General features: G+C 69.4%; 21 protein-coding genes. 6 read left to right on the top strand and 15 right to left on the bottom strand.

Annotation, left to right across the window (positions count from 1 at the left end; translation table 11 throughout):
* The first annotated feature begins 112 nt into the window (after window positions 1-112).
* Window positions 113-1153: a vWA domain-containing protein gene (locus ABS735_RS02545; RefSeq protein ID WP_373902942.1), complete on the top strand. Its 1041-nt coding sequence runs from the start codon at window positions 113-115 to the stop codon at window positions 1151-1153.
* Between the two features lie 24 nt (window positions 1154-1177).
* On the opposite strand, the gene ABS735_RS02550 is transcribed toward ABS735_RS02545, so the two are convergent.
* On the bottom strand, window positions 1178-1744 hold the full coding sequence (locus ABS735_RS02550) for an acyl-CoA thioesterase (protein WP_373902943.1): 567 nt from the start codon (window positions 1742-1744) through the stop codon (window positions 1178-1180).
* 120 nt (window positions 1745-1864) lie between these two features.
* On the opposite strand from ABS735_RS02550, the gene ABS735_RS02555 reads away from it, so the two are divergent.
* Window positions 1865-3145 carry an LCP family protein gene (locus tag ABS735_RS02555; protein WP_373902944.1) on the top strand — a complete coding sequence of 427 codons (1281 nt, stop codon included), beginning with the start codon at window positions 1865-1867 and terminating at the stop codon, window positions 3143-3145.
* A gap of 31 nt (window positions 3146-3176) precedes the next feature.
* Here ABS735_RS02555 and ABS735_RS02560 read toward each other — a convergent pair whose 3' ends face one another.
* Window positions 3177-4688, bottom strand: a complete 1512-nt coding sequence (locus ABS735_RS02560; RefSeq protein WP_476755823.1) for an LCP family protein — start codon at window positions 4686-4688, stop codon at window positions 3177-3179.
* A gap of 152 nt (window positions 4689-4840) precedes the next feature.
* On the opposite strand from ABS735_RS02560, the gene ABS735_RS02565 reads away from it, so the two are divergent.
* Complete coding sequence (locus ABS735_RS02565) at window positions 4841-5878, top strand: glycosyltransferase family 2 protein (protein ID WP_373902946.1); 1038 nt, start codon at window positions 4841-4843, stop codon at window positions 5876-5878.
* Between the two features lie 35 nt (window positions 5879-5913).
* On the opposite strand, the gene ABS735_RS02570 is transcribed toward ABS735_RS02565, so the two are convergent.
* The 9 genes from ABS735_RS02570 to ABS735_RS02610 form a co-directional block, all read right to left on the bottom strand.
* Window positions 5914-6324, bottom strand: coding sequence for a hypothetical protein (locus tag ABS735_RS02570; protein ID WP_373902947.1), 411 nt, complete (start codon window positions 6322-6324; stop codon window positions 5914-5916).
* Between the two features lie 105 nt (window positions 6325-6429).
* Complete coding sequence (locus ABS735_RS02575) at window positions 6430-6849, bottom strand: spore-associated protein A (protein ID WP_373902948.1); 420 nt, start codon at window positions 6847-6849, stop codon at window positions 6430-6432.
* Between the two features lie 41 nt (window positions 6850-6890).
* Window positions 6891-7310, bottom strand: a complete 420-nt coding sequence (locus ABS735_RS02580; RefSeq protein WP_373902949.1) for a spore-associated protein A — start codon at window positions 7308-7310, stop codon at window positions 6891-6893.
* 47 nt (window positions 7311-7357) lie between these two features.
* Window positions 7358-7801, bottom strand: a complete 444-nt coding sequence (locus ABS735_RS02585; RefSeq protein ID WP_373902950.1) for a hypothetical protein — start codon at window positions 7799-7801, stop codon at window positions 7358-7360.
* 308 nt (window positions 7802-8109) lie between these two features.
* The gene (locus ABS735_RS02590) at window positions 8110-9873 is read right to left on the bottom strand and encodes an LCP family protein (protein ID WP_373902987.1); all 1764 of its coding nucleotides are present in this window, start codon (window positions 9871-9873) and stop codon (window positions 8110-8112) included.
* A 202-nt stretch (window positions 9874-10075) separates the two neighbouring features.
* Window positions 10076-11740, bottom strand: a complete 1665-nt coding sequence (locus tag ABS735_RS02595; protein ID WP_373902951.1) for an LCP family protein — start codon at window positions 11738-11740, stop codon at window positions 10076-10078.
* 169 nt (window positions 11741-11909) lie between these two features.
* Window positions 11910-13622, bottom strand: coding sequence for an LCP family protein (locus ABS735_RS02600; RefSeq protein WP_373902952.1), 1713 nt, complete (start codon window positions 13620-13622; stop codon window positions 11910-11912).
* Window positions 13623-13887: 265 nt separating this feature from the next.
* Entirely contained in the window at window positions 13888-15087 is a 1200-nt protein-coding gene (locus tag ABS735_RS02605; RefSeq protein ID WP_373902953.1) for an LCP family protein, read from the bottom strand.
* Between the two features lie 481 nt (window positions 15088-15568).
* Window positions 15569-16333 carry a TIGR03089 family protein gene (locus ABS735_RS02610; protein WP_373902954.1) on the bottom strand — a complete coding sequence of 255 codons (765 nt, stop codon included), beginning with the start codon at window positions 16331-16333 and terminating at the stop codon, window positions 15569-15571.
* A gap of 139 nt (window positions 16334-16472) precedes the next feature.
* Here ABS735_RS02610 and ABS735_RS02615 point away from each other — a divergent pair, with 139 nt between their 5' ends.
* Both ABS735_RS02615 and manB read left to right on the top strand, forming a co-directional pair.
* A complete protein-coding gene (locus tag ABS735_RS02615) occupies window positions 16473-17744 on the top strand; it encodes a peptidoglycan recognition protein family protein (protein ID WP_373902955.1) in 1272 nt (423 codons plus the stop codon).
* A gap of 104 nt (window positions 17745-17848) precedes the next feature.
* On the top strand, window positions 17849-18931 hold the full coding sequence (manB, locus tag ABS735_RS02620) for a mannose-1-phosphate guanylyltransferase (RefSeq protein WP_373902956.1): 1083 nt from the start codon (window positions 17849-17851) through the stop codon (window positions 18929-18931).
* A 291-nt stretch (window positions 18932-19222) separates the two neighbouring features.
* Here manB and ABS735_RS02625 read toward each other — a convergent pair whose 3' ends face one another.
* The 4 genes from ABS735_RS02625 to ABS735_RS02640 form a co-directional block, all read right to left on the bottom strand.
* Entirely contained in the window at window positions 19223-20203 is a 981-nt protein-coding gene (locus tag ABS735_RS02625) for a DNA-3-methyladenine glycosylase family protein (protein ID WP_373902957.1), read from the bottom strand.
* Window positions 20204-20265: 62 nt separating this feature from the next.
* Window positions 20266-21600, bottom strand: a complete 1335-nt coding sequence (locus ABS735_RS02630) for a coenzyme F420-0:L-glutamate ligase (RefSeq protein ID WP_373902958.1) — start codon at window positions 21598-21600, stop codon at window positions 20266-20268.
* Window positions 21597-22556 (bottom strand): 2-phospho-L-lactate transferase, encoded by a 960-nt coding sequence (gene cofD, locus ABS735_RS02635; RefSeq protein WP_373902959.1) that lies wholly within the window; start codon window positions 22554-22556, stop codon window positions 21597-21599. Before cofD ends, ABS735_RS02630 begins: the two co-directional genes overlap by 4 nt.
* Before the next feature lie 44 nt (window positions 22557-22600).
* Window positions 22601-23119, bottom strand: a complete 519-nt coding sequence (locus tag ABS735_RS02640) for a cysteine dioxygenase (RefSeq protein WP_373902960.1) — start codon at window positions 23117-23119, stop codon at window positions 22601-22603.
* 686 nt (window positions 23120-23805) lie between these two features.
* On the opposite strand from ABS735_RS02640, the gene ABS735_RS02645 reads away from it, so the two are divergent.
* Entirely contained in the window at window positions 23806-24069 is a 264-nt protein-coding gene (locus ABS735_RS02645; protein ID WP_003975777.1) for a WhiB family transcriptional regulator, read from the top strand.
* The last annotated feature ends 161 nt before the right edge of the window (window positions 24070-24230 follow it).

Here is a 24230-nt window from a genome sequence, read left to right on the forward strand (position 1 = left end):
CCGGCGACGGGCGCCCCTCGCTCGTCGTGATCGATTGTCAGTGGTGGATGAGACGGTAGGTCCATCGAGTCGGGAAGCCGCCGAGCGGCAATCGGTAAGAGGGGGAGCCGCCATGTCCGGACGCCAGAACTACATCAACCACGTCGCTCTCGTGCTGGACGCCAGTTCGTCCATGTCCCGCCTGAGCCACAAGGTGGTCGAGGTCGCCGACCAGCAGATCGCCTATCTGGCCCGCCGGTCGCAGGAACTGGACCAGGAGACCCGCGTCACGGTGTACGTCTTCGCCGACAGGGTGCAGTGCGTCATCTACGACAAGGACGTGCTGCGGATGCCGTCGCTGAAGCAGATGTACCGGGTCGGTGGCATGACGGCGCTGCTGGCGGCCACGCTCAAGTCGCAGCGTGAGCTGGCGCAGACGGCCCAGCTCTACGGAGACCACAGCTTCCTGACGTTCGTCCTCACCGACGGACAGGAGAACGTGAGCCACCGCTGCCCGGACGCCCCCGCCAGGGATCCGCGCGCACTGGTCGAGGCCGTGTCCCAGATGATCGAGACGCAGGCGGACAACTGGACGCTGGCCGTCCTCGTGCCGGACCAGATGGGCAAGCGCGAGGCCATGCAGTACGGCTTCCCGAAGGACAACATCGCCATCTGGGACGCCACGAGCACCCAGGGCCTGGAGGAGGCCGGACAGGTCATCCAGGAGGCCACCGAGAAGTTCATGGTGGGACGCACCAAGGGCATCCGGGGGTCGCGGGCCGTGTTCTCCACGGGCGGGGACGCGGTCAACAAGGACACCATCAAGGCGGCCGGCCTGGCGCCGGTGGAGTCGTCGAAGTACCAGCTGATCGACGTCACCCGCGACGTGGCGATCCGGGACTGGGTCGTCGAGTGCGGGCACACCTACCGCACCGGTGGTGCGTTCTACCAGCTGAGCAAGTCGGAGAAGGTCCAGCCGAAGAAGCAGATATCGGTGCTGGAGAAGAAGACGGACCGGGTGTACACGGGGCCCGAGGCCCGCGCCCTGCTCGGGCTGCCGGACGTGGAGGTCCGTATCAAGCCGGACCACAACGACGACTTCACGATCTTCGTGCAGAGCACGAGCGTGAACCGGAAGCTCGTCCCGAACACACGCCTCCTGCTCATGCTCTGACGCCTCTGACGTCCCGGAAGACTGTCAGTCCTCGTAGCCCTCCGCCACCCGTCGCTCCCGCAGCTCCATGATCGCGCGGCGGCGGGCCAGGCGATGGGTGCGGCGGATCTGGGCCTCCTGGTAGCGGCGCTTGTCCTTCTCGGTCTCGGGGAGGACCGGCGGGACCGTGCGGGGCTTGCCGTCGGCGTCCACGGCGGCGAAGACCAGGTAGGCCGAGCCGACCTGGGTGGCCGGGGTGGACTCGTTCCAGCGCTCGGCCAGGACCCGGACGCCCACCTCCATGGAACTGCGGCCGGTCCAGTTGACCTGCGCCTTCACATGGACGAGGTCGCCGACGCGGACAGGCTCGAGGAACGCCATCTCGTCCATGGACGCGGTGACGGCGGGCCCGCCGGAGTGCCGTCCGGCCACGGCGCCCGCCGCGTCGTCGACGAGCTTCATGATCACACCGCCGTGCACCGTGCCCAGAAGGTTGGTGTCGCTGTGCGTCATGATGTGGCTGAGGGTGGTGCGGGAGGCCGAGGTCGGCTTGCCCGGGATCTCCGAGGACGCCGACTGCGCGGCCGAGGCCTGTTCTGCCTGGTCTGTCATGCCCTCCACCTTATGCCGGGGCTACACCGGGGTGTTTTTGTGTCGGGTTCGCAACAGCGCTGCCCTGATTTTCCGACGAACCTTGTAACGCCCACCGGGGAGCCCTGCACACTGGTGCGCATGAATGATTGGCCCGAGGGATGGTCCGGTGACAACCGCGGCAGCGGATACGGACGCGGCAGCGCGAGTGCACGGCCCGAGAGCGCGCGCGTGATGCGTCAGGTCCGCCGCGGCGCGACGCCGCCGTCCGGCCCGGGCCCGTCGGCCCCGCCGTACGGCGCCGGGGTGCCCCAGCAGCCGTCGTACACCGACGGCCAGGGGTACGGCGGCGACGGGTACGACAGCGGCTACAACACCGGCCAGGTCTACGGGGGCAGCGGCGGCGGCCAGGGCCCCGGCCGTCAGGGTCAGGGCCGGCCCGCGCCGAACTGGCGCCGCCGGATCAAGTGGACCGCGATCACGGTGGTGACCGTGCTGGTCGTCACGACCGTCGGCACCTACTTCTGGGCCGACTCCAAGCTCAACCGCGAGGTCGACCTGTCCAAGGTCATCGAGCGCCCCGAGGCCGGCGAGGGCACGAACTACCTGATCGTCGGGTCCGACAGCCGCGAGGGCATGACCGACGAGCAGAAGAAGGACCTCCACACCGGCTCCGCCGAGGGCAAGCGCACCGACTCCATGATGATCCTGCACACCGGGGACAACGGGTCGACGCTGATCTCCCTGCCCCGTGACTCGGACGTGGAGATCCCGAGCTTCGTCGGCTCCGAGTCCGGCAAGAAGTACCCGGGCACGGGCCGGCACACCAAGCTGAACGCCGCGTACGCCGAGGACGGCCCCGAGCTGCTGGTGCGCACCGTCGAGCACAACACCGGGCTGCGCCTGGACCACTACGTGGAGATCGGCTTCGCCGGCTTCGCGAACATCGTGGACGCGGTCGGCGGCGTCGAGATCGACATCCCGCAGGACATCAAGGACAAGAAGTCCGGCGCCGACTTCAAGAAGGGCAAGCAGACCCTGAACGGCGAGGAGTCCCTCGCCTTCGTCCGCACCCGGTACGCCCTGCCCGGCTCGGACCTGGACCGCACCAAGAACCAGCAGAAGTTCCTGTCGGCACTGGCGAGCCAGGTGGCCACCCCGTCCACCGTCCTCAACCCGTTCAAGCTGTACCCGACCATGGGCGCCGGCCTGGACTCCCTCGTCGTCGACAAGGACATGGGCCTGTTCGACCTGGCGAGCATGTTCTGGGCGATGAAGAGCGTCAGCGGCGGCGACGGCACCTCGCTGAACATGCCGGTCTCCGGCAGCGTCGGCGGCAACCTCAAGTGGGACGACACCAAGGTGAAGAAGCTCGTCCAGGAGCTCAAGAACGACGACAAGGTCACCGTCTCCGGAAACTGAGCCGACGCGCGTCGGCGAGCCCCGGCGCGCCTCACTCCTTGCCGCAGACCACCTCGTCGCCCCGCACCACCGTGCCCGACTCCTGCGGCGGGTCGGCCGGCCGTACCTTCACGGCCTTCTTGAAGTCGGCGCCGGCGATCACCTTCAGCGTCGCCCCCTGCCCCTTGACGGGCTTCAGCTCGCTGCCGGGCAGGGCGGCGGCCAGTGACTTGGCCGACTGGTCCCAGCGGGGGTCGTAGGCGACGACGGTCCGCTCGACCGCCCGGTCGGTGGCGTTGCGCGGCGCCTTGGTGGTGCGGAACCCGGTCGCGGCCAGCGCGTCGTCCACCCGCTTGCCGAGCCCGGAGGTGCGGGTGCCGTTCTCCACCTGGACGCGGATCTGCTTCGGGTCCACCGGGACCCGCACCGGCGCCGGCCCCTTCGGCCTCGGTTTCGGCGCGGCCAGCGGCCTGTCCTCGCGCAGGGCGTCGAAGAGCCGTTTCGACTTCGCCGGGTCCCACTTCAGGGTCGATCCGACGCCCTTGACGGCGTAGCCCATCTGCCCGATCGGCACGGTGGTGAACTCGGAGGACGACGGCGAGAAGTTCCGCATCGCCCGCCCGAGCGTCAGCAGCTCGTCGGTGCCGAAGCCCTGGTCGGCGCGGACCGAGCCCAGCACGGCCTGGGTCACGTCACGGAACTTCAGCGGGTTCAGCAGGATCCCCGAGGAGGTCGCCCGCTCGATCAGGGCGGCCATGAAGCGCTGCTGGCGCTTCATCCGGCTCAGGTCCGAGGCACCGTCGAGGTGGCGGGAGCGCACGTACTGCAGCGCCTGCCCGCCCATCAGCGTGTGGGTGCCCGCGGCGAGGTCGAGTCCGGTGTAGCTGTCCTTGAGCGGCTGGACGGTGCAGATCTTCACACCGCCGAGCACGTCCACGGTCTTCATGAAGCTGGTGAAGTCGACCTCCAGATAGTGGTCGATCTTCACGCGGGTCATGTTCTCCACGGTGCGGATGGTCAGCTGCGGACCGCCTTCGGCGTAGGCGGCGTTCAGCTTGAGCGGGTGCCCCTTGTGGTGCTCGCCCGTGGTGCGGTCGGTGTGGCCGGGCGTCTCGGCGTACGAGTCGCGCGGCAGGCTGACCACGCTCGCGCGCTCCCGGTCCTCCGAGATGTGCACGATCATGACGGTGTCGGTGCAGTGGCAGGGGGCGCCGCCCAGCCTGTACTTGCGCCGCTCCTCCTTGCTGATCTCGTCCCGGCCGTCGGTGCCGACCATCAGGACGTTCATGCCGTCGCCGGCCCTGGGCCGGTTCTTCATGTCCTTGAAGGCGTCGACCCGCGAGATGTCCGAGTCCAGGCTCGAGAGCACCGCGTGTCCGATCCCGGCGGAGCCGAGCACCACCACCGACAGCGCGGTCACCGCCCGCATGGCCCAGCGCGGTTTCTTCCGCCGTACGGGGGGCCTCCGCGGACGCCGGGACGGCCGGGGGCCGCCGCGCTGCGACGGAGGTCCGCTCCGGTCGGTCGGGGCCGGGACCCGGGACGAGCGGGGCGGTGTGGGCAAGGGGACACCTCCGCGGGGACGGGCCCCTGGGCGTGGAGCGTGAGGCCGGACGTGGGATTCGTGAGCACCGTAGGCCCATACGATCTGCTGCCCGGTGCTGTGACCCCCGCGGCGCGCACCCGTGTCCCCCGTTCGCGGTAACGTGAGCACCGATGAACGCCAAGTCCGACGTGCGGCTGCCCGCCGTTTCCGTGATCATGCCCGTCCTCAACGAGGAGCGGCACCTGCGCGGCGCCGTCCGCGCCATCCTCGCCCAGGAGTACGCCGGCGAGATGGAGGTCGTGATCGCCGTCGGTCCTTCCACGGACCGTACGGAAGAGATCGCCGCCGAGCTCGTCGCCGAGGATCCGCGCGTGCACACCGTGCCGAATCCCACCGGCCGTACGCCCGCCGCGCTGAACGCCGCGATCAAGGCCTCCCGCCATCCGGTCGTCGTCCGCGTCGACGGCCACGGCATGCTGTCGCCGAACTACATCGCCACGGCCGTACGGCTCCTGGAGGAGACCGGCGCGCAGAACGTGGGCGGCATCATGCACGCCGAGGGCGAGAACGCCTGGGAGGACGCCGTCGCCGCCGCGATGACGTCGAAGATCGGCGTGGGCAACGCCGCGTTCCACACGGGCGGACAGGCGGCTCCCGCCGAGACCGTCTATCTCGGCGTGTTCCGCCGCGAGGCGCTGGAGCGGCAGGGCGGCTACAACGAGGAGTTCATCCGCGCCCAGGACTGGGAGCTGAACTTCCGCATCCGCGAGGCCGGCGGTCTGATCTGGTTCTCGCCCGAGCTGCGGGTGTCCTACCGCCCGAGGCCGAGCATGCGGGCGCTGGCCAAGCAGTACAAGGACTACGGCCGCTGGCGGCACGTCGTCGCCCGGTACCACTCGGGCTCCATCAACCTGCGCTACCTCGCCCCGCCGACCGCCGTGTGCGCCATCGCGGCCGGTGTCGTGGTGGGCGCCGTGCTGACCCCCTGGGGCTTCGTCATACCCGGCGGGTACCTCGCGGCGATCGTGGCCGGCTCGCTGCCCGCCGGCAAGGGACTCGGGCTGAAGGCGCGGGCGCAGATCCCGGTGGCGCTGGCGACCATGCACATGTCGTGGGGCTGGGGCTTTTTGACCAGCCCGAAGTCGCTGGCCAGGAGAGTCATCGCCTCGCGGCGCCCGGCGGTCATGGGTTCGACAAACGTGAAGTGAGTGGCGTGACCCCGCGGCTCACGACGTCCTCGCCATCAGCCGCAGTGGTCGTTCCACTTGATGAACGTCTCTCCGTTCTTTGCGGTGGAGGCCCAGCCGCCCCAGTCCACGCACGAGTTGGCTGCGTAGACGTATACCGGGCCCGCATAGGACTTGTACCAGCCCTCGTCCAATTTCCAACTGCCGCCCGCAATCTCGAGTTGGGCTCCCATCCACAGAGTCGAACCGGTGTTGTTCACCGTCACGAGGCAGTTGTACCCACCGTTATACGTGAGATAGACGGTGCCCTTGCCACTACTGACACTCATCGAGTCGATCACGTTGTAGCCGCTGCCGCAGGCGCCGTTGTAGCCGGCGGCGTATGCCGGACTTGCCGTGACGGTGAGTCCCGCGGCCACCATCACCAGTGTGCCGACCGAACTCCAGAGTGCTCTTCTTGCCTGCATGAGGACCTCTTCGAGATGACTGGATCACGATCGATCAGTCGCGATCGGAGTTACAGCGGGGCCCGGCGACTCGCGCTTTTGACCCCGCTGTGACCAAGACGGCCGTCAACCGCAGTTTGTCGCGTTCGCGTAGAAGTAGGCGCCGCCGTCCAGGTAGCTGCCGCCCCAGTCGACGCAGTGGCCTGCGGCCGACACATACACAGGCCCCGCGTAGTAACGGTACTCACCGGAATCTCTTATCCACGTGGACGATCCGGTGCGTCGCACCTCGGCCATCATTTTACTCGCGTATTTCTGTTCCGTTTGAATCGCGACGACGCAGTTCTTTCCGGTGGACGCGCTGTACGTCAGGTACACCGTACCCAGCCCGTACTGCATGTCCCCCGAGTTGACCACCGAGTAGCCCGAGCCGCACGCTCCGTTGTATGCCACATTCCGGTCGGCGGCGGAGGCATTGCCGGCGAGACCGACAGCCGATGTCAGTGCCATGGCACAAGCAGTGGCAAAAGTAGCCAGTTTCCGCATGATTGCCTCCTTGGTCTCAGAGTTGTCCCGCAGGGTTGCTGTCAACCGCAGTGGACGCCGTAATCGATTTGAATGTAACTCCCGTTGTTCGCAGTACCGCCGTAGTCGATGCAGGAGCCCTTGGCGTATTGATAGACAGGACCCGCGTAATACTTGAAGGTGCCCGCGTCCATCTCGCTGGACTTCCACACGGTGTCAGTTCTGTGGACCCGCAGACGGGCTTCCATGTACATGGATGTGCCTGGGGTATCGCTGACAGTGACGACGCAGTTGTATCCGGTGGACCCGTTGTAGGTGATGAACGCGGTGCCGTCACCGACGCGCTTGGAGCCAACCACGCCGTAGCCGGATCCGCAGGCGCCGTTGTAGGAGGCGGCGGCCTCGGCGGTGCCCGCCGTGGCAATCATTCCGGCAGTGGTGAGTCCGAGGACGGCAGCTGCGGACACCAGCCGTTTGTTCACACGCACAGTTGTCTCTCCGTTCGGTTCCTTGAGGAAGGGGATGTACGTCAGCCGCAGTGGAAGTAGCCGCTGTAGGGCACGTGGTCCTGGATGATGTTGTTGCCGCTGAAATTCCACATGTCGGTCTCCACTGCGATGCAGCGGCCCTTCCCGTAGAACGTGTAGTTGGCGTAGTAGAGGTAATGGCCGTCGTCGGCGCCTATGTAGCCGCCGACGTCGGTGTAGCCCTCCACGCGGATGCGCGAGGACTTGCCGTAGTAGTCACCACGCTTCACTGCCGCCACGCAGTTGTACGTGCCGTCCCAGAACAGGTAGGTCGTCGCGTAGACCTTCCCGGAGACGGTGTTGTTCCAGCTGTCGATCTGCGAGCCGTTGCAGCCGTAGGTGGCCGCGCTCGCTGCCGGAGCGGTGACCAGCGAGTAACCGGCGATGCTCGACAGCATGAGTCCCAGGGAGGCTGCGACTCTTCCGGCCCGGGTCTTGAACTTCAACGTGTCCTCCTGAATCGGTACATGGGACGTCCGTGGACGCTGATTACTGTTCAGGATCTTCACATGGCCGGGCCATGACAGACACGTCATGTGCAGAAGATCGGCCGAAAGTCATGATCGTGGCCGGTAACGTGCACTGGATCTGCGCACGTTACCGGCCACGGGTGGGCTACCAGGCGTAGTTGTGGCTCACCTTGATGCAGGGGCCTCGGCCACTCGCCGGGGCAGCACGCGTCAGGCCACTGCTGATCGGGGCCTCGTCCGGCTGTCGTCCGCCGCACCTGCCGGCCAGAGCCGGGGGCTCTGCTTCAGCTGGCGCACTCGACCTTGTCGGCGGTGGACTTCGGGACGTCCGGAGTGTCGGCCGACGCTGCGTTGAGTTTGACTCCGGCGTCCTTGAAGTCCTTGCCGAGGGTGAGGGTCATGGTGGGCAGGCCCTGGGAGTTGGTGACGCTCTCGCCGGGCTTCATGGCGGCGCCGGACAGGCCGAGGATCTCGGCGAGGGCGCGGGCCTGGTCGGCCTGGTCGGGGGCGTACTCCAGGGTGGTCCTGGCGATCTCGGCGGGTGCGTTGCCGGCGTTCTCGGACTTGGCGACCCCGGCATCCGTCTGGAGGTGGATCAGCTCCTGCTGGGCGCTGCCGGCGGGGGCACCGCCGTTGAGGATGCGGACGCGGACCTCGGAGGGCTCGGACTTCTCGCCCTTGAGGCGGGCGGCGACCGCGGCGGCCTCCTTCTCCTTCTTCTCCTTGACCTCGGTGAAGGAGACGTCGCTCTTGATCATGTCGAAGACCTGGGGAGCCTTCGCCTCGTCGATGACGACGGTCGCCTTGACCTTCTCGGTGGGGTTGTCCTTCACCGGGACTGTGAGCATGGTGATGTTCTTCGTCGGTACCTGCTTCAGTTCGAGGGCGACGTCCTTGAGCGTGCTGACCTTGCCGATGCCGGTGTCGACCGTCAGCGCCTTGGTGGCGGCTTCAGCCAGCTTGATCAGCTTCGAGGGGCTGGTCAGAGTGTCGCTGGAGGACATCTTGCGCATGAGTGAGCTCAGAAACTGTTGCTGTACCTTGATGCGGTCGAGATCGCCCTTGTTGCCCCAACTGTGCCGTGTGCGGACGAACGCCAACGCGTCCTCGCCCTGGATGGTGTGTGGGCCGGCGTCCAGGTGCAGCTTCGAGTCCTCGTCGTCGACGTCCTTGGCGACACACACCTCCACGCCGTTCACCGCCGTCGTCAGCGTTTTCACGGCGTTGAAGTCCGCCATCATGAAGTGGTCCACCGTGATGCCGGTGGCCTCTTTGACCGTGCGCATCGTGCACCCCGGGTCGCGGCCGTCCTGCCCGAGACTGATGTTGAAACGCTTGCCCTGCGTCCCCGGAATCACCTTTTCCGAGCCGTCGGGTTGCTTGGTCGGGCAGTCCGGGATGTCCACGATCATGTCGCGCGGAATGCTCAACGCGGTCGCGTTCGTACGGTCCTTGGAGACGTGCAACAGGATGTTGGTGTCGGCGTGCCCGACGCTGCCGCTGTCGCCGTAGCCCTTGTTCCCCTCGCCGGTGCGTTTGTCGGTGCCGATGATGAGGATGTTGAAGGCCTCGTCCTTGCTGAAGCTGCTGCTGCCGGCACTGCCGACGTCCGTCGTCGTGACGTTGCCCTCGAGGTGCTTGAGGTAGAGGTAGCCGCCGACACCGGCCGTGAGCACGACGCACGCCATGATGCCGCCGGTCCACAGCAGGATCTTCCCGGCCCGCGACTTCGTCTTCCCTTTCGCCGGCCGGCGTCCGCGCCTCCCCGGTTCCACGGAGGTCGAACGTCGTCGCTGCGGTGGTACCTCACGGCCCGGCGCGGCCGTACGGTGCTGTGTCGCATCGGCGTCGGAAGTACCAACGGCGTTCGGAGACCGGCGGGGGGTGGATCGACGGGGACCGGGGCCGGCTGATCCCGGTGCGGACCGGGGCCTCGACTGTGCCGTGGAGGAAGGAAGTTGCAGTTCGTATTCGCCGGTCTGTGGATTTAGCACCCACTGGTCGGCGGGGTCGACGTCGTTTGCCCGCCCATGTCCTTGTGTGTCCACGGTCTCCCAATCCTCCGTCGGGGCCATGCGGTACCTTCTCGGCAGGTACGCGGTAAAGGGTCAACAAGTGCGCGGATGCCGGGGCTTGCAGGGCGGCGGAGGCGCTGGAGCGCTCACACTATCCGTCAAGTTCAGCGCCCAACTACACAGGTGACTCATCGACGTCCCTGTAGCAGGGCAATTCCCCTGTTTCCGTGAATAATCACCACTGGTAGGGCTCGTACACGTCCATACATTTGCTGGTGTCCGAGCCGTTGAGGGCGTCACTGGTCTCGGGCAGGTCCCCGGCTTCGGGCGCCTTCTGCTTCGGGTAAGACGTACCGGAGCGCCAGTCGGCGCCGACAGTGAGTGTGACCCCGGACACGTCCGTCGACTTCAGTACGGCGGTTACGGGGATTCCCAGCTCATCGGCGACGCGCCGGGCGTCTGCCTCCAGATCGACGCTTGGGTAACGGACCACGGTCTTGTCCTCGGAGAGTGCGGCCGAGGTGTCTGTCTGCGCCTTGTCGAAGCCCTTCTGTACCAGGGCCTGGGTGATCGTGTTCGCGCGCCCGCTGACCGGAGCGAGTGCGGCGGAGCCGGTGGCGTTCTGTACGACGACGCCGATCTCGGAGTCGGCGGGCGGCTCCTCAAAGGCGCCCTTCCCGGTGGCGGCAGAGGTCTTGCCTGCCTTGTCGCCCTTGTTGTCGAAGGGGACGTCGTCGCGGATCATCGCCCAGATCCTGTCGGCGTCGGCGCCATCCGGGAGGCGGTGATTGGAGTCGAGATTGTCCTCTTTTGTGGGGAGCGTTGTCATGGTGATTCGCTCCGTGGGCACCGTCTTGAGTTGCATTCCCAGGTCGTAGAGCTTCTTGACCGTGCCGATCTCCTCGGAGACCGTGAGGGACTTGGTGGCCGACTCGGCCAGATCCATCAGCCGGCCCGTGTCGGTGAACACGTTCTGGCTCTTCAGCGTGCGGATCATCGAGTTCATGTACATGTGCTGAGCCCGTGCCCGCATCAGGTCACTGCCCCAGGCGTGCCGGGTGCGCAGCCATTGCAACGCCTGCTTGCCCTCCACCTTCTTCCGGCCGGCCTTCATCTTCAGTCCGGAGCCTCCGCTCAGGGTGGGCAGCGGGCGATCCCAGACGTTCTGGTTCACACAGACCTCGACCCCGCCGATGGCATCGGCCATCGAGACCACGCCCGCGAAGTCGATCGTCATCCAGTGGTCGATGTAGATGCCGGTGAGGTTCTCCCAGGTGGCCAGTGTGCAACCGGCGCCGCCGCGGGCCAGCGACACATTGATGATGTCGTTGGTCGCCGGATACTTCTCGCCCGAGTCGGGGTCGGTGCACGCAGGGATGTCGACCCGGGTGTCACGGGGGATGCTCACCACCGCCGCGCTCTTGCGGTCGGCGGCCAGGTGGATCAGCATCTGCACGTCGCCGAGGGGCGGATTGTCCCGATGGTCTTTGCTGCCGCCCAAGGCCAGGTTGGCGTCGGAGGAGCGGCTGTCGGAGCCGATCAGTAGGATGTTCAGAGCCGTCTGCCCGGCCGCGTTCGGCTTGGCCTTGTGCGCCTTGGAGTCGCCGCTGCTGCGCTCACCCTTCTCGATGTTGGCGTTCAAGTGCTCGTAATAGAGGAATCCGGCGCCGGCCGTGCCGAGTATCAGGACCGCGAGGGTGGTCGCCGACCATCGGAGCGCTCGGTGCTTGTGCCCGGTCCGGCGCCGTTTGGGCCGCTTGCCTCTCCTGCTGGGCGGGCCCTGCCGGTCCGCCGTATCGGTGCCGTCCTCGTCTCGGTCACCGCCGGTGTCCCCGCCGTCGCGGGCGTGCCGGACGGTGTCCGGTCGCGTCCCCTTCCCGCGCACACTGCTCTGCGTCATGTCCCTCTCCCACCCTCGGGCCCGCGAACTGCCCCTGCACGCGATCTGTTCGCACAGTTGGACGTACGGAGCCCCTCGTTGGCTGTACGGCGACGCCGACGGATTGTTCGCCGGTAGACCGTTCACCGATGGACTGTCGTACTGTCAGACGCGCGCGGGGCCCGTCAGGTCACTTCGCGCACTCGACCTTGTCCGCCGTGGACTTCTGGAGGTCCTCCGGTGCCTTCGCGGAGGTGGCGTCCAGCTTGACTCCGGCGCCCTTGAAGTCCTTGCCGAGGGTGAGGGTCATGGTGGGCAGGCCCTGGGAGTTGGTGACGCTCTCGCCGGGCTTCATGGCGGCGCCGGACAGGCCGAGGATCTCGGCGAGGGCGCGGGCCTGGTCGGCCTGGTCGGGGGCGTACTCCAGGGTGGTCTTCGCGATGTCGGCGGGGGCGTTGCCCGCGTTCTCGGACTTGGTGACGCCCGCCTCGTTCTGGAGGTAGGTCAGCTCACGCCCCGCGCTGCCGGCCGACGCACCGCCGTTGAGGACGCGGACGCGGATCTCGGAGGGCTCGGACTTCGCGCCCTCCAGACGCGCGGCGACGGCGGCGTCCTCCTTTTTGTTCTTCTCCTTCTCCTTCTTCTTGACCTCGGTGAAGGAGACGTCGTTCTTGACCATGTCGAAGACCTGCTGGGCGGGCCCCTCCTTGAGGACGACGGTCACCGGCGTCTCCTCGGCCGGGTTGTCCTTCACCGGCACCGTCGCGAAGGTCAGGTTCTTGGTGTCGAGCTTGCCCAGCTCCAGACCGAGGTCCTTCAGTTTGCCGATGCTGTCCAGCTTGGAGTCGACGGTCAGCGCCTTGGTTGCCGCCTCGGCCAGCTTCACCATCTTCGTCGGGCTGGTGAGCGTGTCGTTGGACTTCAGTTTGCGCATCAGTGAGCTGAGGAACTGCTGCTGGAGTTCGATGCGGCTCAGGTCGCCGCCGAGGCCCACGGAGTACCGGGTGCGGACGAAGGCGAGCGCGTCCTCGCCTTCGATGGTGTGCTTGCCCGCCGGCAGATCCAGGTGCGATTCGGAGTCGTTGATGTCCTTCGCCAGGCAGACCTCGACCCCGCCGACCGCCGACGTCAGGGTCTTGACCGCGTTGAAGTCGGCCACCATGAAGTTGTCGGGCGTGACCCCGGTCAGCTCGGTGACGGTCCGCATCGTGCAGCTGGGTGTACGGCCGCTCTGGCCGAGGCTCTGGTTGAAGCGGACGCCGGTGGAGCCCTGGATGACCTTGGAACTCCCGTCCTCCTGCGTGGTCGGGCAGTCGGGGATGTCGACGATCAGGTCGCGGGGGATGCTGAGGGCGGTCGCGTTGGAGCGGTCCTTGGAGACGTGCAGCAGGAGCGTGGTGTCGGCGTGGCCCGCGCTGCCCTTGTCGCCGTAGCCGTCGTTGCCGGAGCCGGTGCGCTTGTCGGTGCCGATCAGCAGGATGTTGATCGCCTGGTCCTTCTGGAACCCGCCGGTGCTCGCGCCGTCGTCGGGGAGGGACTCGATGTTGTCGTTGAGGTGCTCCAGGTAGAGGTATCCGGCCGTGCCGACGGCGAGGATGACGAACGCCATCGTGCCGCCGGTCCACAGCAGTATCTTCTTGGCCCTCGACTTCTTCTTCGACTTCTTCTTCGCCGGCCTCCGGCGGTCGCGCCGTCCCGGCGGCGGCTCCTCGGGCGTCGCACGGCGTCTGCGGGGCGCGGGAACCTCACGGTCCGGTGCCGGCGTGGCCCGGCGGGGGCCAGGGACCGGCGATTGCGGTGCGGAGGGAGGCAGTCGCAGTTCGTAGTCACCGGTGTCCGGATTGAGTACCCACTGGTCTGCGGGGTCGATGTCCTCCGCCTGCCCACGGCCTTGCGCGTCCACGGTTGTCCAAATCCTCCGTCGGGGCCACGCGGCGCCCTCCCTCAGGGCGCCCGGTCTCGCTCACGTCAGTTCAGTGCGTGGCCAGGGCGGATCTCCGCGGCCGGGCACACCGGATCGCTCACACTAACCGGCCCGCCCGGCGCGGGGCGACGGCAGTGACGCATTCCACGAACCTTACAACTGGGCAATCCGGTGCATTTCTTGGACAATTGTCCGCTCGCGCATGTCACCTTGCACTCGGAGTTGCCCCTTTTTGGAATGCGCTTTACTCGCAGACGTCCTCGTCGGCGGTGTTCCCGCTGAACGTCGGCGCCGGGGACTCGGGGTCACCGGCTTCACCGGAATTCCCGGTACCGCCGGTCGAATCCCGCCGGGCAGCCGTGATCGTCACGGGCTCGTCCGTCCGCAGGCGGGTGAACAGCTTCTCGGCGCCGGGCTGCACGAGCTGGTCCCGATTGGCGTCGCCCGCGTACGACTCCCGGGGGACGGTCAGGAATTGCACGCGTTCGGTGGGAATCCCGCGCAGCCCGCGCACAAGGTCGTACAAACCGCGCAGATTTGCCAGATTCGGATCCGTCGTGAGCGACGACGTGGCCGCGTCCAGAACGGGGTACAGCTTCACCGGATTCAGCAGTACGCCATTGCTCTGCACCTTGTTCACGAGCGCCCCCAGAAAGCGCTGCTGCCGGTCCATCCGGTCGGTGTCGCTGCCGTCACCGAGCGACTTCCGGGCGCGGACGTATCCGAGCGCCTGCTCCCCGTCGAGCGTCACCCTCCCCGCGGGCAGTTTCAGCTTGGCGTCCTTGTCGTCGACCGGTTTGCGCAGGCACACCTCGACGCCGTCGAGCGCGTCGACCATCTCCTTGAAGCCCTCGAAGTCGACGACCACGTGGTGGTCGATCCGGATGCCGGTCAGCTTCTCCACCGTACGGATGGAGCACGCCGAACCGCCTGCCGCGAAGGCGTAGTTGAACTGTGTGAACGCCGGTTCGGTGAGTGACCCGTCGGGGCGGTGGCAGCCGGGGACGTTCACCATGAGGTCGCGGGGGAGGGAGACGGCGGTGGCGCTGTCCCGGCCCGCGGCCAGGTGCAGCAGGATCGTGGTGTCCGACCGCTCGGTCCCGGAGTCCCGGCCGTAGCGGGAGTTGCCGTCCCCCGAGCGCGAGTCCGACCCGATCAGGAGCACGTTCTGCGCGCCGCGCACCAGCGAGGTGGGCCGCTCCTTCTCGTACCGTTCGAGTTCGGCGGCGGCCGCCTCGTCCGACGTGATGTTGCCGCTCAGCTTGGCGTACACCGCCCACCCGACGCCGGCGGCACCCCCGGCCAGCACGATGACCACGATTCCGGCGATCCCCAGCCGCCGCCTGCGCCGCCGCCGCTTCAGCCCACCGCCGCTCGCGGACGCCCCGTGCCCCGCCTCCCCGCCGCCCCCGTCGGAGGCCGCCGTGCCCGCGTCATCGCCCACGCCTGCCTCCGTCCACACCAGCGCGCTGGTACGACCATGCCCCGGGGGAGCACCAAAGACAGAACGCACATAGGCCGAACGGGGCAGAACCGCTGAACTGCGAACACGCGCGCCGCCCCGGCCGAGCTGCGAGCATTCGTGCCGCCCCCAAGCTGCGGGCATTCGTGCCGCCTGGGGCGGCACGGGTGGGCGCAGGCGGCGCCCCGTCAGCGCCGGGCCGCGCGCCCCACCCCGCACCGAGACCGACGCGGGCACAGGTCAGCGCCGGGCCGCGCGCCCCACCCCGCACCGAGGCCGACGCGGGCACAGGTCAGCGCCGGGCCGCGCGCCCCACGCCGCACCGAGACCGACGCGGGCACAGGTCAGCGCCGGGCCGCGCGCCCCACCCCGCACCGAGACCGACGCCGGTCCCTTGCCGGCACCGGTTCACCGACTCACCGGCGTCACCTCAACCCCGGCTCACCAACACCCCCGCAGAAACTCACCGCGCCGTCGCCGAAACACGTTCCGCCTCGATCCGCTGATCCACCACACCCGGCCCCGCCAGCTCCAGATGCCGGCACAGCACCACCGACCCCCCACTGGCGAGCGGCCCGTACAGCCCCGCGCACAATCCCTCCCACGTGTCGTACGGCAATCCCGACAGGACCCGCGCCCCCGGCCCCGTGAGCCCCAGCCCCGACGCCTCCGCCCGAGCCGTCTCCACGACCTCCGCCCCGCTGAACTCCCGCCCGGCCACGATCAGCGCCGGTGCCTCCGGGTCCACCGGCGCGTACGGCACGAACCGGTCGCCCTGCCCCGGCACCTCCACCGCGTAATCGGCGAAGCCCTCCGGGGCCGCCGGTGCGAACCGCCCCCCGAGCGGCCGCAGCGCCAGCGCGATCCGCGGACCCGAGCACGCCCGCGCCGCCTCCAGCGACTCCGGCTCCGGCCCGCTCACGACCACGTCCGCCGCCTTCGGATCGCCCGCCACGTCGGCGACGACACCCACCGACGCGCACGCCAGCAGCCACACGGCCGTCTGCCAGTGCGCGGGCAGCAGCAGCGCGACCCGGTCGCCGGGTTCGACGGACAGTTCGTCCTGGAGGAGGTTGGCGGTCTTGGCCACCCAATTGGCGAAGGTGGCCACGGACAGTTCGACGCGTTCGCCCGTGGCGTCGTCGTAGAAGGTCACCAGGGGGCGTCCCGGGTCCGCGGCGAGCGCGGAACTCAGCAGGTCGGCAGGGGTGCGGTCGGTCGCGTTCACCCGCGCAAGCGTACGCGGGCCGCACGACGCGCAGCGAGCGGACGGCGTACCGCACCACCACCGGATCGGGCGAGAGAACCCTACGGCCCGTCAGGTCCCAAATAGACATATTTGTCTGACGATGTACAGAATCAGGGGCATGCGTGGATTCCTAGCTTCCTCGATCGGTGTCACGTGCGTGGCGGCCCTGGCCCTCCCGCTCGCCCCGCCCGCGGCGGCCGCCACCTCCCCTTCGGACTCCTCGGACTCCCCGACCCCGTCCACGACGGGTGCGACGGCACCCACCAAGGCGTACGCCCCCGGCGGCACCCAGTCGCTGCCCCTCGCCTCCCTCGCCCGTGACCGGGCACCCGGCGCGGCCGAACAGGGCCTGCCTCGCCGGGACGTACGGCACTTCTCGCTCGTCGGCGTCGTCTGGGACAACCCCGCCACCGAACTCCACGGCCGCGTCGAGGTCCGTACCCGCGCCACCGCGACCGGCACCTGGTCCGGCTGGCGGGAGCTGGAGACCCACAACGCCGACCACGCCGCCGACCCCGGCACGCCCGAGAGCACGTCGGGCCGCGTCCGCGGCGCCACCGCACCACTGTGGGTGGGCGACTGTGACGGCGTGGAGGTGCGGGTACGGGCGGAGACCACCCCCGAGGCCGCCCGCTCCGCCCCGGCCACGTCGCGACTCCCCGGCGGCCTGCGCCTCGAACTCGTCGACCCCGGCGAGGACGCCCCGCCGCCGGCCGACCGCGCGCGGACCGGGGCCGAACCCGCCGTGCTCCCCGCACTTCCCGCCCGGCAGAAGACCGAGCCGCATGCCGGCCCCCGCCCACGCATCACCACGCGCCGTGGCTGGGGCGCCGACGAGAAGCTGCGCGAGAAGGGGTTCGAGTACACGAAGAAGATCAAGACGGCCTTCGTGCACCACTCGGACACCGGCAACAACTACCGCTGCTCACAGGCGCCTTCGGTCATCCGCAGTATCTACCGCTACCACGTCAACAGCATGGGCTGGCGTGACCTCGGCTACAACTTCCTCGTCGACAAGTGCGGAAACATCTACGAGGGCCGGGCGGGTGGCGTGTCCAAGCCGGTACTGGGCGCCCACACCCTGGGGTTCAACTCCAACAGCATGGGCATCGCCGTGCTCGGCACGTACAGCTCGAAGAAGCCGTCGTCGGCCGCCCTGAAGGCGATCGCCCGGCTCACCGCGTGGAAGGTCGGGCTCTACGGCATGAATCCGCGCGGGAAGACATACCTGAAGTCCGGGGGTGGCAATCTCTACTCAAAGGGCAAGAAGGTACGACTGAACGTCATCTCCGGTCACCGCGACGGCTTCGCCACGAACTGCCCCGGAAAGAAGCTCTACGCCAAGCTCGGCACGGCCCGTGCGAAGGCGGCGGCGTACCAGGGCCGCTGAGGGCACACCACGGCACGGTCATCGAAGGCGCCACGGAACGGTCTGCATACACTGGCCCGCCGAAAGACAGTTCGGCCGGTCCCGGCAGGAAGCAGAGACGACAGGTGACAGAAGCGATCCTCCTGGTCGGCGGCAAGGGCACGCGGCTGCGCCCGCTCACGGTGAACACGCCCAAGCCCATGGTCCGGGCGGCCGGAGTGCCGTTCCTCACGCATCAGCTGGCGCGGGCCAAGGCGGCCGGCGTCGAGCACATCGTGCTCGCGACGAGCTACCTGGCCGAGGTCTTCGAGCCGTACTTCGGCGACGGCTCGGCGCTGGGCCTGCACCTCGAGTACGTCACGGAGGAGGAGCCGCTCGGCACCGGCGGCGCCATCCGCAACGTGGCGTCCCGGCTGCACTCGGGGCCCGACGAGCCGGTGCTGATCTTCAACGGCGACATCCTGACGGGCCTGGACATCGGCGCGCTGGTCCGCACCCACGAGACGACGGGCGCGGACGTCTCCCTGCACCTCACCAAGGTCACGGACCCGAGGGCCTACGGTCTGGTCCCCACGGACGGCACGGGCAGAGTGCTCGCCTTCCTGGAGAAGCCCCAGACTCCCGAGGAGATCGTCACCGACCAGATCAACGCGGGGGCGTACGTCTTCCGCCGCTCGGTCATCGACACGATCCCGGCGGGGCGCCCCGTCTCGGTCGAACGCGAGACCTTCCCCGAGCTCCTCGCCACCGGCGCCCACCTCCAGGGCATGGTCGACTCCACCTACTGGCTGGACCTGGGCACCCCGGCGGCCTTCGTACGCGGCTCGGCCGACCTGGTCCTGGGCCGCGCTCCTTCCCCGGCGATACCGGGCCGCTGCGGCGACCGCCTCGTCCTGCCCACGGCACGGGTCGCGCCCGACGCCAAGCTGGCCGGCGGCACGGTGGTCGGCGAGGGCGCCTTCGTGGCGGAGGGGGCGCGCGTCTTCGGCAGCACGATCCTGCCGGGTGCGGTCATCGAGCCGGGCGCCGTCATCACCGACTCCCTCATCGGTACCGGCGCCCGCGTCGGCACCCGCTCGGTCCTCGCCGACACGGTCATCGGAGACGGCGCGGTCATCGGCGCCGACAACGAACTCCGCTCCGGCGCCCGAATCTGGTGCGACGCCCACATCCCCGCGGCAGCCCTCCGCTTCTCGTCGGACGCGTAGCGCTCGCGCCGTCGGCTGCGGGCGGCCTGATGCTGCCGTCGCTGCGGGCGGCCTGATGCCGCTGTTGCTGCGGGCGGCCTGATGCCGCTGTCGCTGCGGGCGGCCGCCTGCCGCCGTCGCTGCGGGCAGCGATGCCGCTGGGGCGGCACGGGTGGGCGTTGGGGGGTACTCCCTGGTCCCCCCCCAGGCCGTCCAGGCACCGTCCAGGCACTGGGGGAGGCACTCCGTCGGCGCCGGCCCGCGCGACCCGCCCCCGCGCCCACGCCGGGTGCCAAGGGAACGCCGGACCAGCTACAACCGCTCAATCCCCCGCGGAGCCATCCGCGGCGCCCGCCGCTCCGGCACCCGCCCACTCAACAACACCAACCGGGCCGCCCGATGCCGCTGCCCCGCATACGGCTCGAGCAACCGCAGCATCCCGGCGTCATCCGTATACCGGTCCCCACCCAGCGCGAAGCCCACGATCCCCGGCAGGTGCAGGTCCCCCACCGTCACCGCGTCCGGCGCCCCATGACTGCGCTGCACGGTCTCCGTCGACGTCCACGGCCCGATCCCGGACACGAGCTCCAGCCGTTCCTGCGCGGCCGCCGGCTCCATCCCGGCCGCTTCCTCCAGCCGCGCGGCGACCCGTACGGCCCGCAGGATCGTCGACGCCCGCTTGTTGTCCACCCCGGCCAGATGCCATTCCCAGGACGGGATCAGCGCCCACGTCCGCGCCGTCGGCATCACGCACATCCGCCCGGGCGCGGGCCCCGGCGCCGGTTCACCGAACTTCCGGACGAGCAGTCGCCACGCCTGGTACGCCTCCAGCGTCGTGACCTTCTGCTCCAGGATCGAGGGGATCAACGACTCCAGCACCAGCCCGGTCCGCGCCAGCCGCAGCCCCGGCCGCCGATGCGCCGTGAACGCCAGCAGCCGGTGCCGTGGCACGAACGCGGACGGGTCGTCCTCGGCGCCCAGCATCCGCGGCAGTTGCTCCAGCAGCCACTCGGCCCCCGGCCCCCAGGCCTCGCCCCGTATCTCGCCGCCGCGCGCGGTGACCCGCAGCGTGCCCGGCCCGGCGGGCGTCCGGCTGGCCCGCCACACCGACCCGTCCGGCATCGTCCGGAACGTCGGATCTCCCGGCCCGCGCCGCAGCGGCCCGAGCACCAGCCCCAGGTCCAGCGGCCCGTCCGGCACCCACACCCGGACCCGGCCCGGCGCGGGCGCCTGCCGGGGTATCCCGCCGTGCACGGTGGCGCGCGGGGGCCGGGGAGCGAAACGTCCTGCCACGAGTGAGGTCCTTGGGCGAAGTGGGAAAAGTGGGAGAGAGAGCCCCTACGAGGGTAGAGGCCTCACCGCACCTCGATGAACGCCTCCGCGTCCCGCTCCGGCCGGGCCTTCGGCTCCTCCGCCGGATGCCCGACCGCCACCGCCCCCATCGGGTCCCAGTCGCCCGGCAGCCCCAGTGCCTCCCGCACGACGTCCCGGCAGAACATCGTCGAGGACACCCACGCGGAACCCAGCCGCTCCCCGGCGAGCGCGACGAGCAGGTTCTGCACACCCGCGCCGGTGGCGACCACGAACATCTCCCGCTCGGCCCCGTCGCGGCGCACGTCCCCGTAGGTGTGCGAGCCGTCCATGACCAGGCAGGGGACGACGAGGTAGGGCGCGTTGCGCAGGACGTCGCCGCGCCGCACGCGCTTGGCGATGGACTCCTCGCTCTTGCCGTCCCGCCGCAGGTCCGCGATCCAGGCGTCCCGCATCGCGTCCAGCAGCCGGGTGCGGGAGTCCTCGGACTCCAGGAGGACGAACCGCCACGGCGTCGTGTGGTGCGGCGCCGGTGCGGTCACGGCCGCGGCCACCGCCCGGCGCACGGCACCGGGGTCGACCGGCTCGTCCGTGAAGGTCCGTACCGTACGCCGCTGGGTGACCGCCTGCCGTACCGCCTCCGAGGTGCCGAGGCGGAACATGTCGTCGCGCGCGCCGCGCACCATCGCCTGCGCGCCCTCGCCGTCGTCCTCGGCGACGACCACCTGTCCCAGCCCGCGCACGACGGCGACGGGCAGGCCCGCTGCCTTGCCCTTGACCAGGTCGCCGGCGGCGGCCAGTTCGTCGGCCGTGGCGACGACGGTGGCGCCGAGCGGATTGCCGTGCGCGTCCGTGCCGCCGCGCAGGTCGTCGAGGACGCGGACGCCCGCGGCGCCGATCGCCACGTCCGTGAGCCCGGCCCGCCAGGGGCGCCCGAACGTGTCGGTGACGACCACGCCGACGTTCACGCCCAGCGTGTCGCGGACCCCCTCGCGGATGCCGCGCGCGGAGGCGTCGGGGTCCTCGGGGAGCAGCAGTACCGTCCCGGGCGGGGTGTTGGAGGCGTCGACGCCGGCCGCCGCCATGACCAGGCCCTGACGGTTCTCGACGATGCGCAGCGGGCCCCGCCGGGCCACCACCCGTACCGTCTCCGCGTCGATCGCGGCCTCCCGGTCGGCGGCCTCGACGATCCGGCCCTCGGCCTTGGACACGATCTTGGACGTGACGAGCAGCACGTCCCCGTCGGCCAACGCGGGCTCGGTGGCCGCGATGAGCTTGGCCAGGTCGTCGCCGGGGCGCACCTCGGGCAGGCCGGGCAGGGCCCACACCCGGTAGCCGTCCCGGCGGCCGGTGTCGTCGTCGCGCGTCTCGTCGCTCACGCCTCCCGCACCTCCTCCGCCAGCGTCAGCGCCTCCCGGGCCATCTGCGCCGTGGCGTCGAGGTCGGTCATCATCAGCGGTACGGCGCGGCAGAGGATCCCGGCTGCCTTCACGCGCGTGACGGAGTCGGCGTCGACCGTGTCGACCAGCCAGCCGTCGAGCAGTCCCGAGCCGTAGTGCTCCGCGACCGCGGCGGCGGTGGACTCCACGCCGACCGCGGCGAGCATCTTGTCGGCCATCCCGCGCACGGGCGCGTCGCCGACGATGGGGGAGAGGCCCACCACCGGCACCCCGGCGTCGGCGATCGCCTCCCGGATGCCGGGCACGGCGAGGATCGTGCCGACGGAGACGACCGGGTTGGAGGGCGGAAAGAGGATCACGTCCGCCTCCGCGACGGCCTCCAGGACGCCGGGCGCGGGCTTGGCCTGCTCGGCGCCGACCGGCACGACCGCCTCGGCGGGGACGGAGGCGCGCAGCCGCACCCAGTACTCCTGGAAGTGGACCGCCTTGCGCTCCCCGTCCAGCTCGACCGCGACATGCGTCTCCACGCGGTCGTCGGTCATCGGGATGAGCCGCACCCCGGGCTTCCAGCGGTCGCACAGCGCCTCGGTCACCGCGCTCAGCGGAAAACCCGCAGTGATCATCTGGGTCCGCACGATGTGCGTGGCGAAGTCCCGGTCGCCCAGGCCGAACCACTCGGGTCCGACGCCGTACGCCGCCAGTTCCTCCTTGAGGTGGAAGGTCTCGTCGGCCCGCCCCCAGCCCTGCTCCTCGTTGATGCCGCCGCCGAGCGTGTACATCACCGTGTCGAGGTCCGGGCAGACCTTCAGCCCGAAGAGGTGGATGTCGTCCCCGGTGTTGCCGATGACCGTGATGTCCGCGTCCGGCGCGGCCTGCTTCAGACCACGCAGGAACCGGGCACCGCCGATGCCGCCTGCCAGAACCACAATGCGCATGGGCCCAGTCTTGCAGGCGGGTACGACAGTGCGTCAGCCAGTCGTCACCGTGCCGGCGCCACGTCGGCGCCGACGTCCTGGGCGGCCGCGGCCGAGCACTGCGGGGAGTGCATCGGCATCTCGGTCAGTCCCGGGTAGTAGACGTGCAGGCTGACCGCCGGCTCCAGCGCGTCGTTGACCACCTCGTGCACGTGTCCCGGCGCGAACACGCGCTGCGTACCGGCCTCCAACGCGCGCGTGCCGCGCTCCGTGCGCTCGGTGAGCGCGCCCTCCAGGACCGTCCACACGCCGGAGGAAGGGCCGTGGTCGTGGCGTCCGCTGCCCTGTCCCGGCACCCAGGACAGCAGCCAGACCTCGTATCCGGGGCCGGTGCGCAACCGGTGGTACCAGCGGGTCGTCGCGTCGTACCGGACGAGGTGCTCCCACTCGGAGCGGTCGGCGGCGATGGCGCGGACCAGGCCGGCGAACTCGGCGACCGTGGCCGGGTGCTCGCGCGGAGGCTGCAGGAGGTGGGGGACTTCGAGGATGTCGCCGGCGATCTGGAGGTCGCTGTCGCTGTTCATGGGTGCGTGGTTCCTCAGCGGAAGAGTGCTGTGCAGCGGAGTGAATGACGAAGAACGCCCTGGTGGGGCGGGAACGGAGCAGTCGAGTCGCGTGGACTCGGGGACAGCCGGAGCGCGGTCGGCTCAACAGCTGGAACAGCGGCAACAGCTACAGCGAGCGCGGGCAGCACCGTGGGACCCGACGGTGCGGGTCGAGGCGAGCGCCAAGTTCGCGAGCATGCCCACAAGGACAGCGGCTCACACCAGCACTGTCAACTCGATGCCCGTTATGTGGGACATGTTTCACCTCATCCGGTTGATCGTGCTGCCGAAAGGTTTGCTCAGACGGCTTCCGGGACACATGGCGCACAAGCCGGGCGCACAACCCCCGTTGCGATCCCGTGATCCGAATGTGATCAGGTTCGCTTCGGCGCGTGTATCGGAACGGGATCGATCGCCGGGGCGTCCTTCCTGGTGCAGGTGTCGAACGGGACGGACGTTCTGGCGGGCCTCATTGGTATGTCAAGGTTTATGGCGATTTGAACACTTACTGCATGGCCTTGGTTCCGCAGAGTGAATAAGGGGCCCAATAGCAGATCTCGGCTTGACTCGCCCGGAGCAGCACACTTGTAATTTCACTCGTGTCGTTCAGCCGGAATCGGTAACGGCTGGATCACGGGGACGCGAAAGACAGACGAGGGGCGCACATGACCGAGCTGGTGCAGCAACTGCTGGTCGACGACGCGGACGAGGAACTCGGCTGGCAGGAGCGCGCACTGTGCGCCCAGACCGACCCCGAGTCCTTCTTCCCCGAGAAGGGCGGCTCCACCCGCGAGGCCAAGAAGGTCTGCCTCGCCTGTGAGGTCCGCTCCGAATGCCTCGAGTACGCCCTTGCCAACGACGAGCGTTTCGGCATCTGGGGCGGCCTGTCCGAGAGAGAACGCCGCCGCCTGAAGAAGGCCGCTGTCTGAAGGCCGCTGTCTGAAGGCGCGATCGGAAGGCCGCGGTCCGGAGGCGGCGGTTCGAAGGCCGTGGTCGACGCGCCGGGACCTGACGCGGCGGCAGAAACGGTCCGAGCAGCGGGAACGGCCCGTCGCCGGTGGGTTGTCCACAGGCGGCGGGCCGCCCCTGT

This window comes from Streptomyces sp. MMCC 100 (assembly GCF_041538145.2).
Classification (GTDB): domain Bacteria; phylum Actinomycetota; class Actinomycetes; order Streptomycetales; family Streptomycetaceae; genus Streptomyces.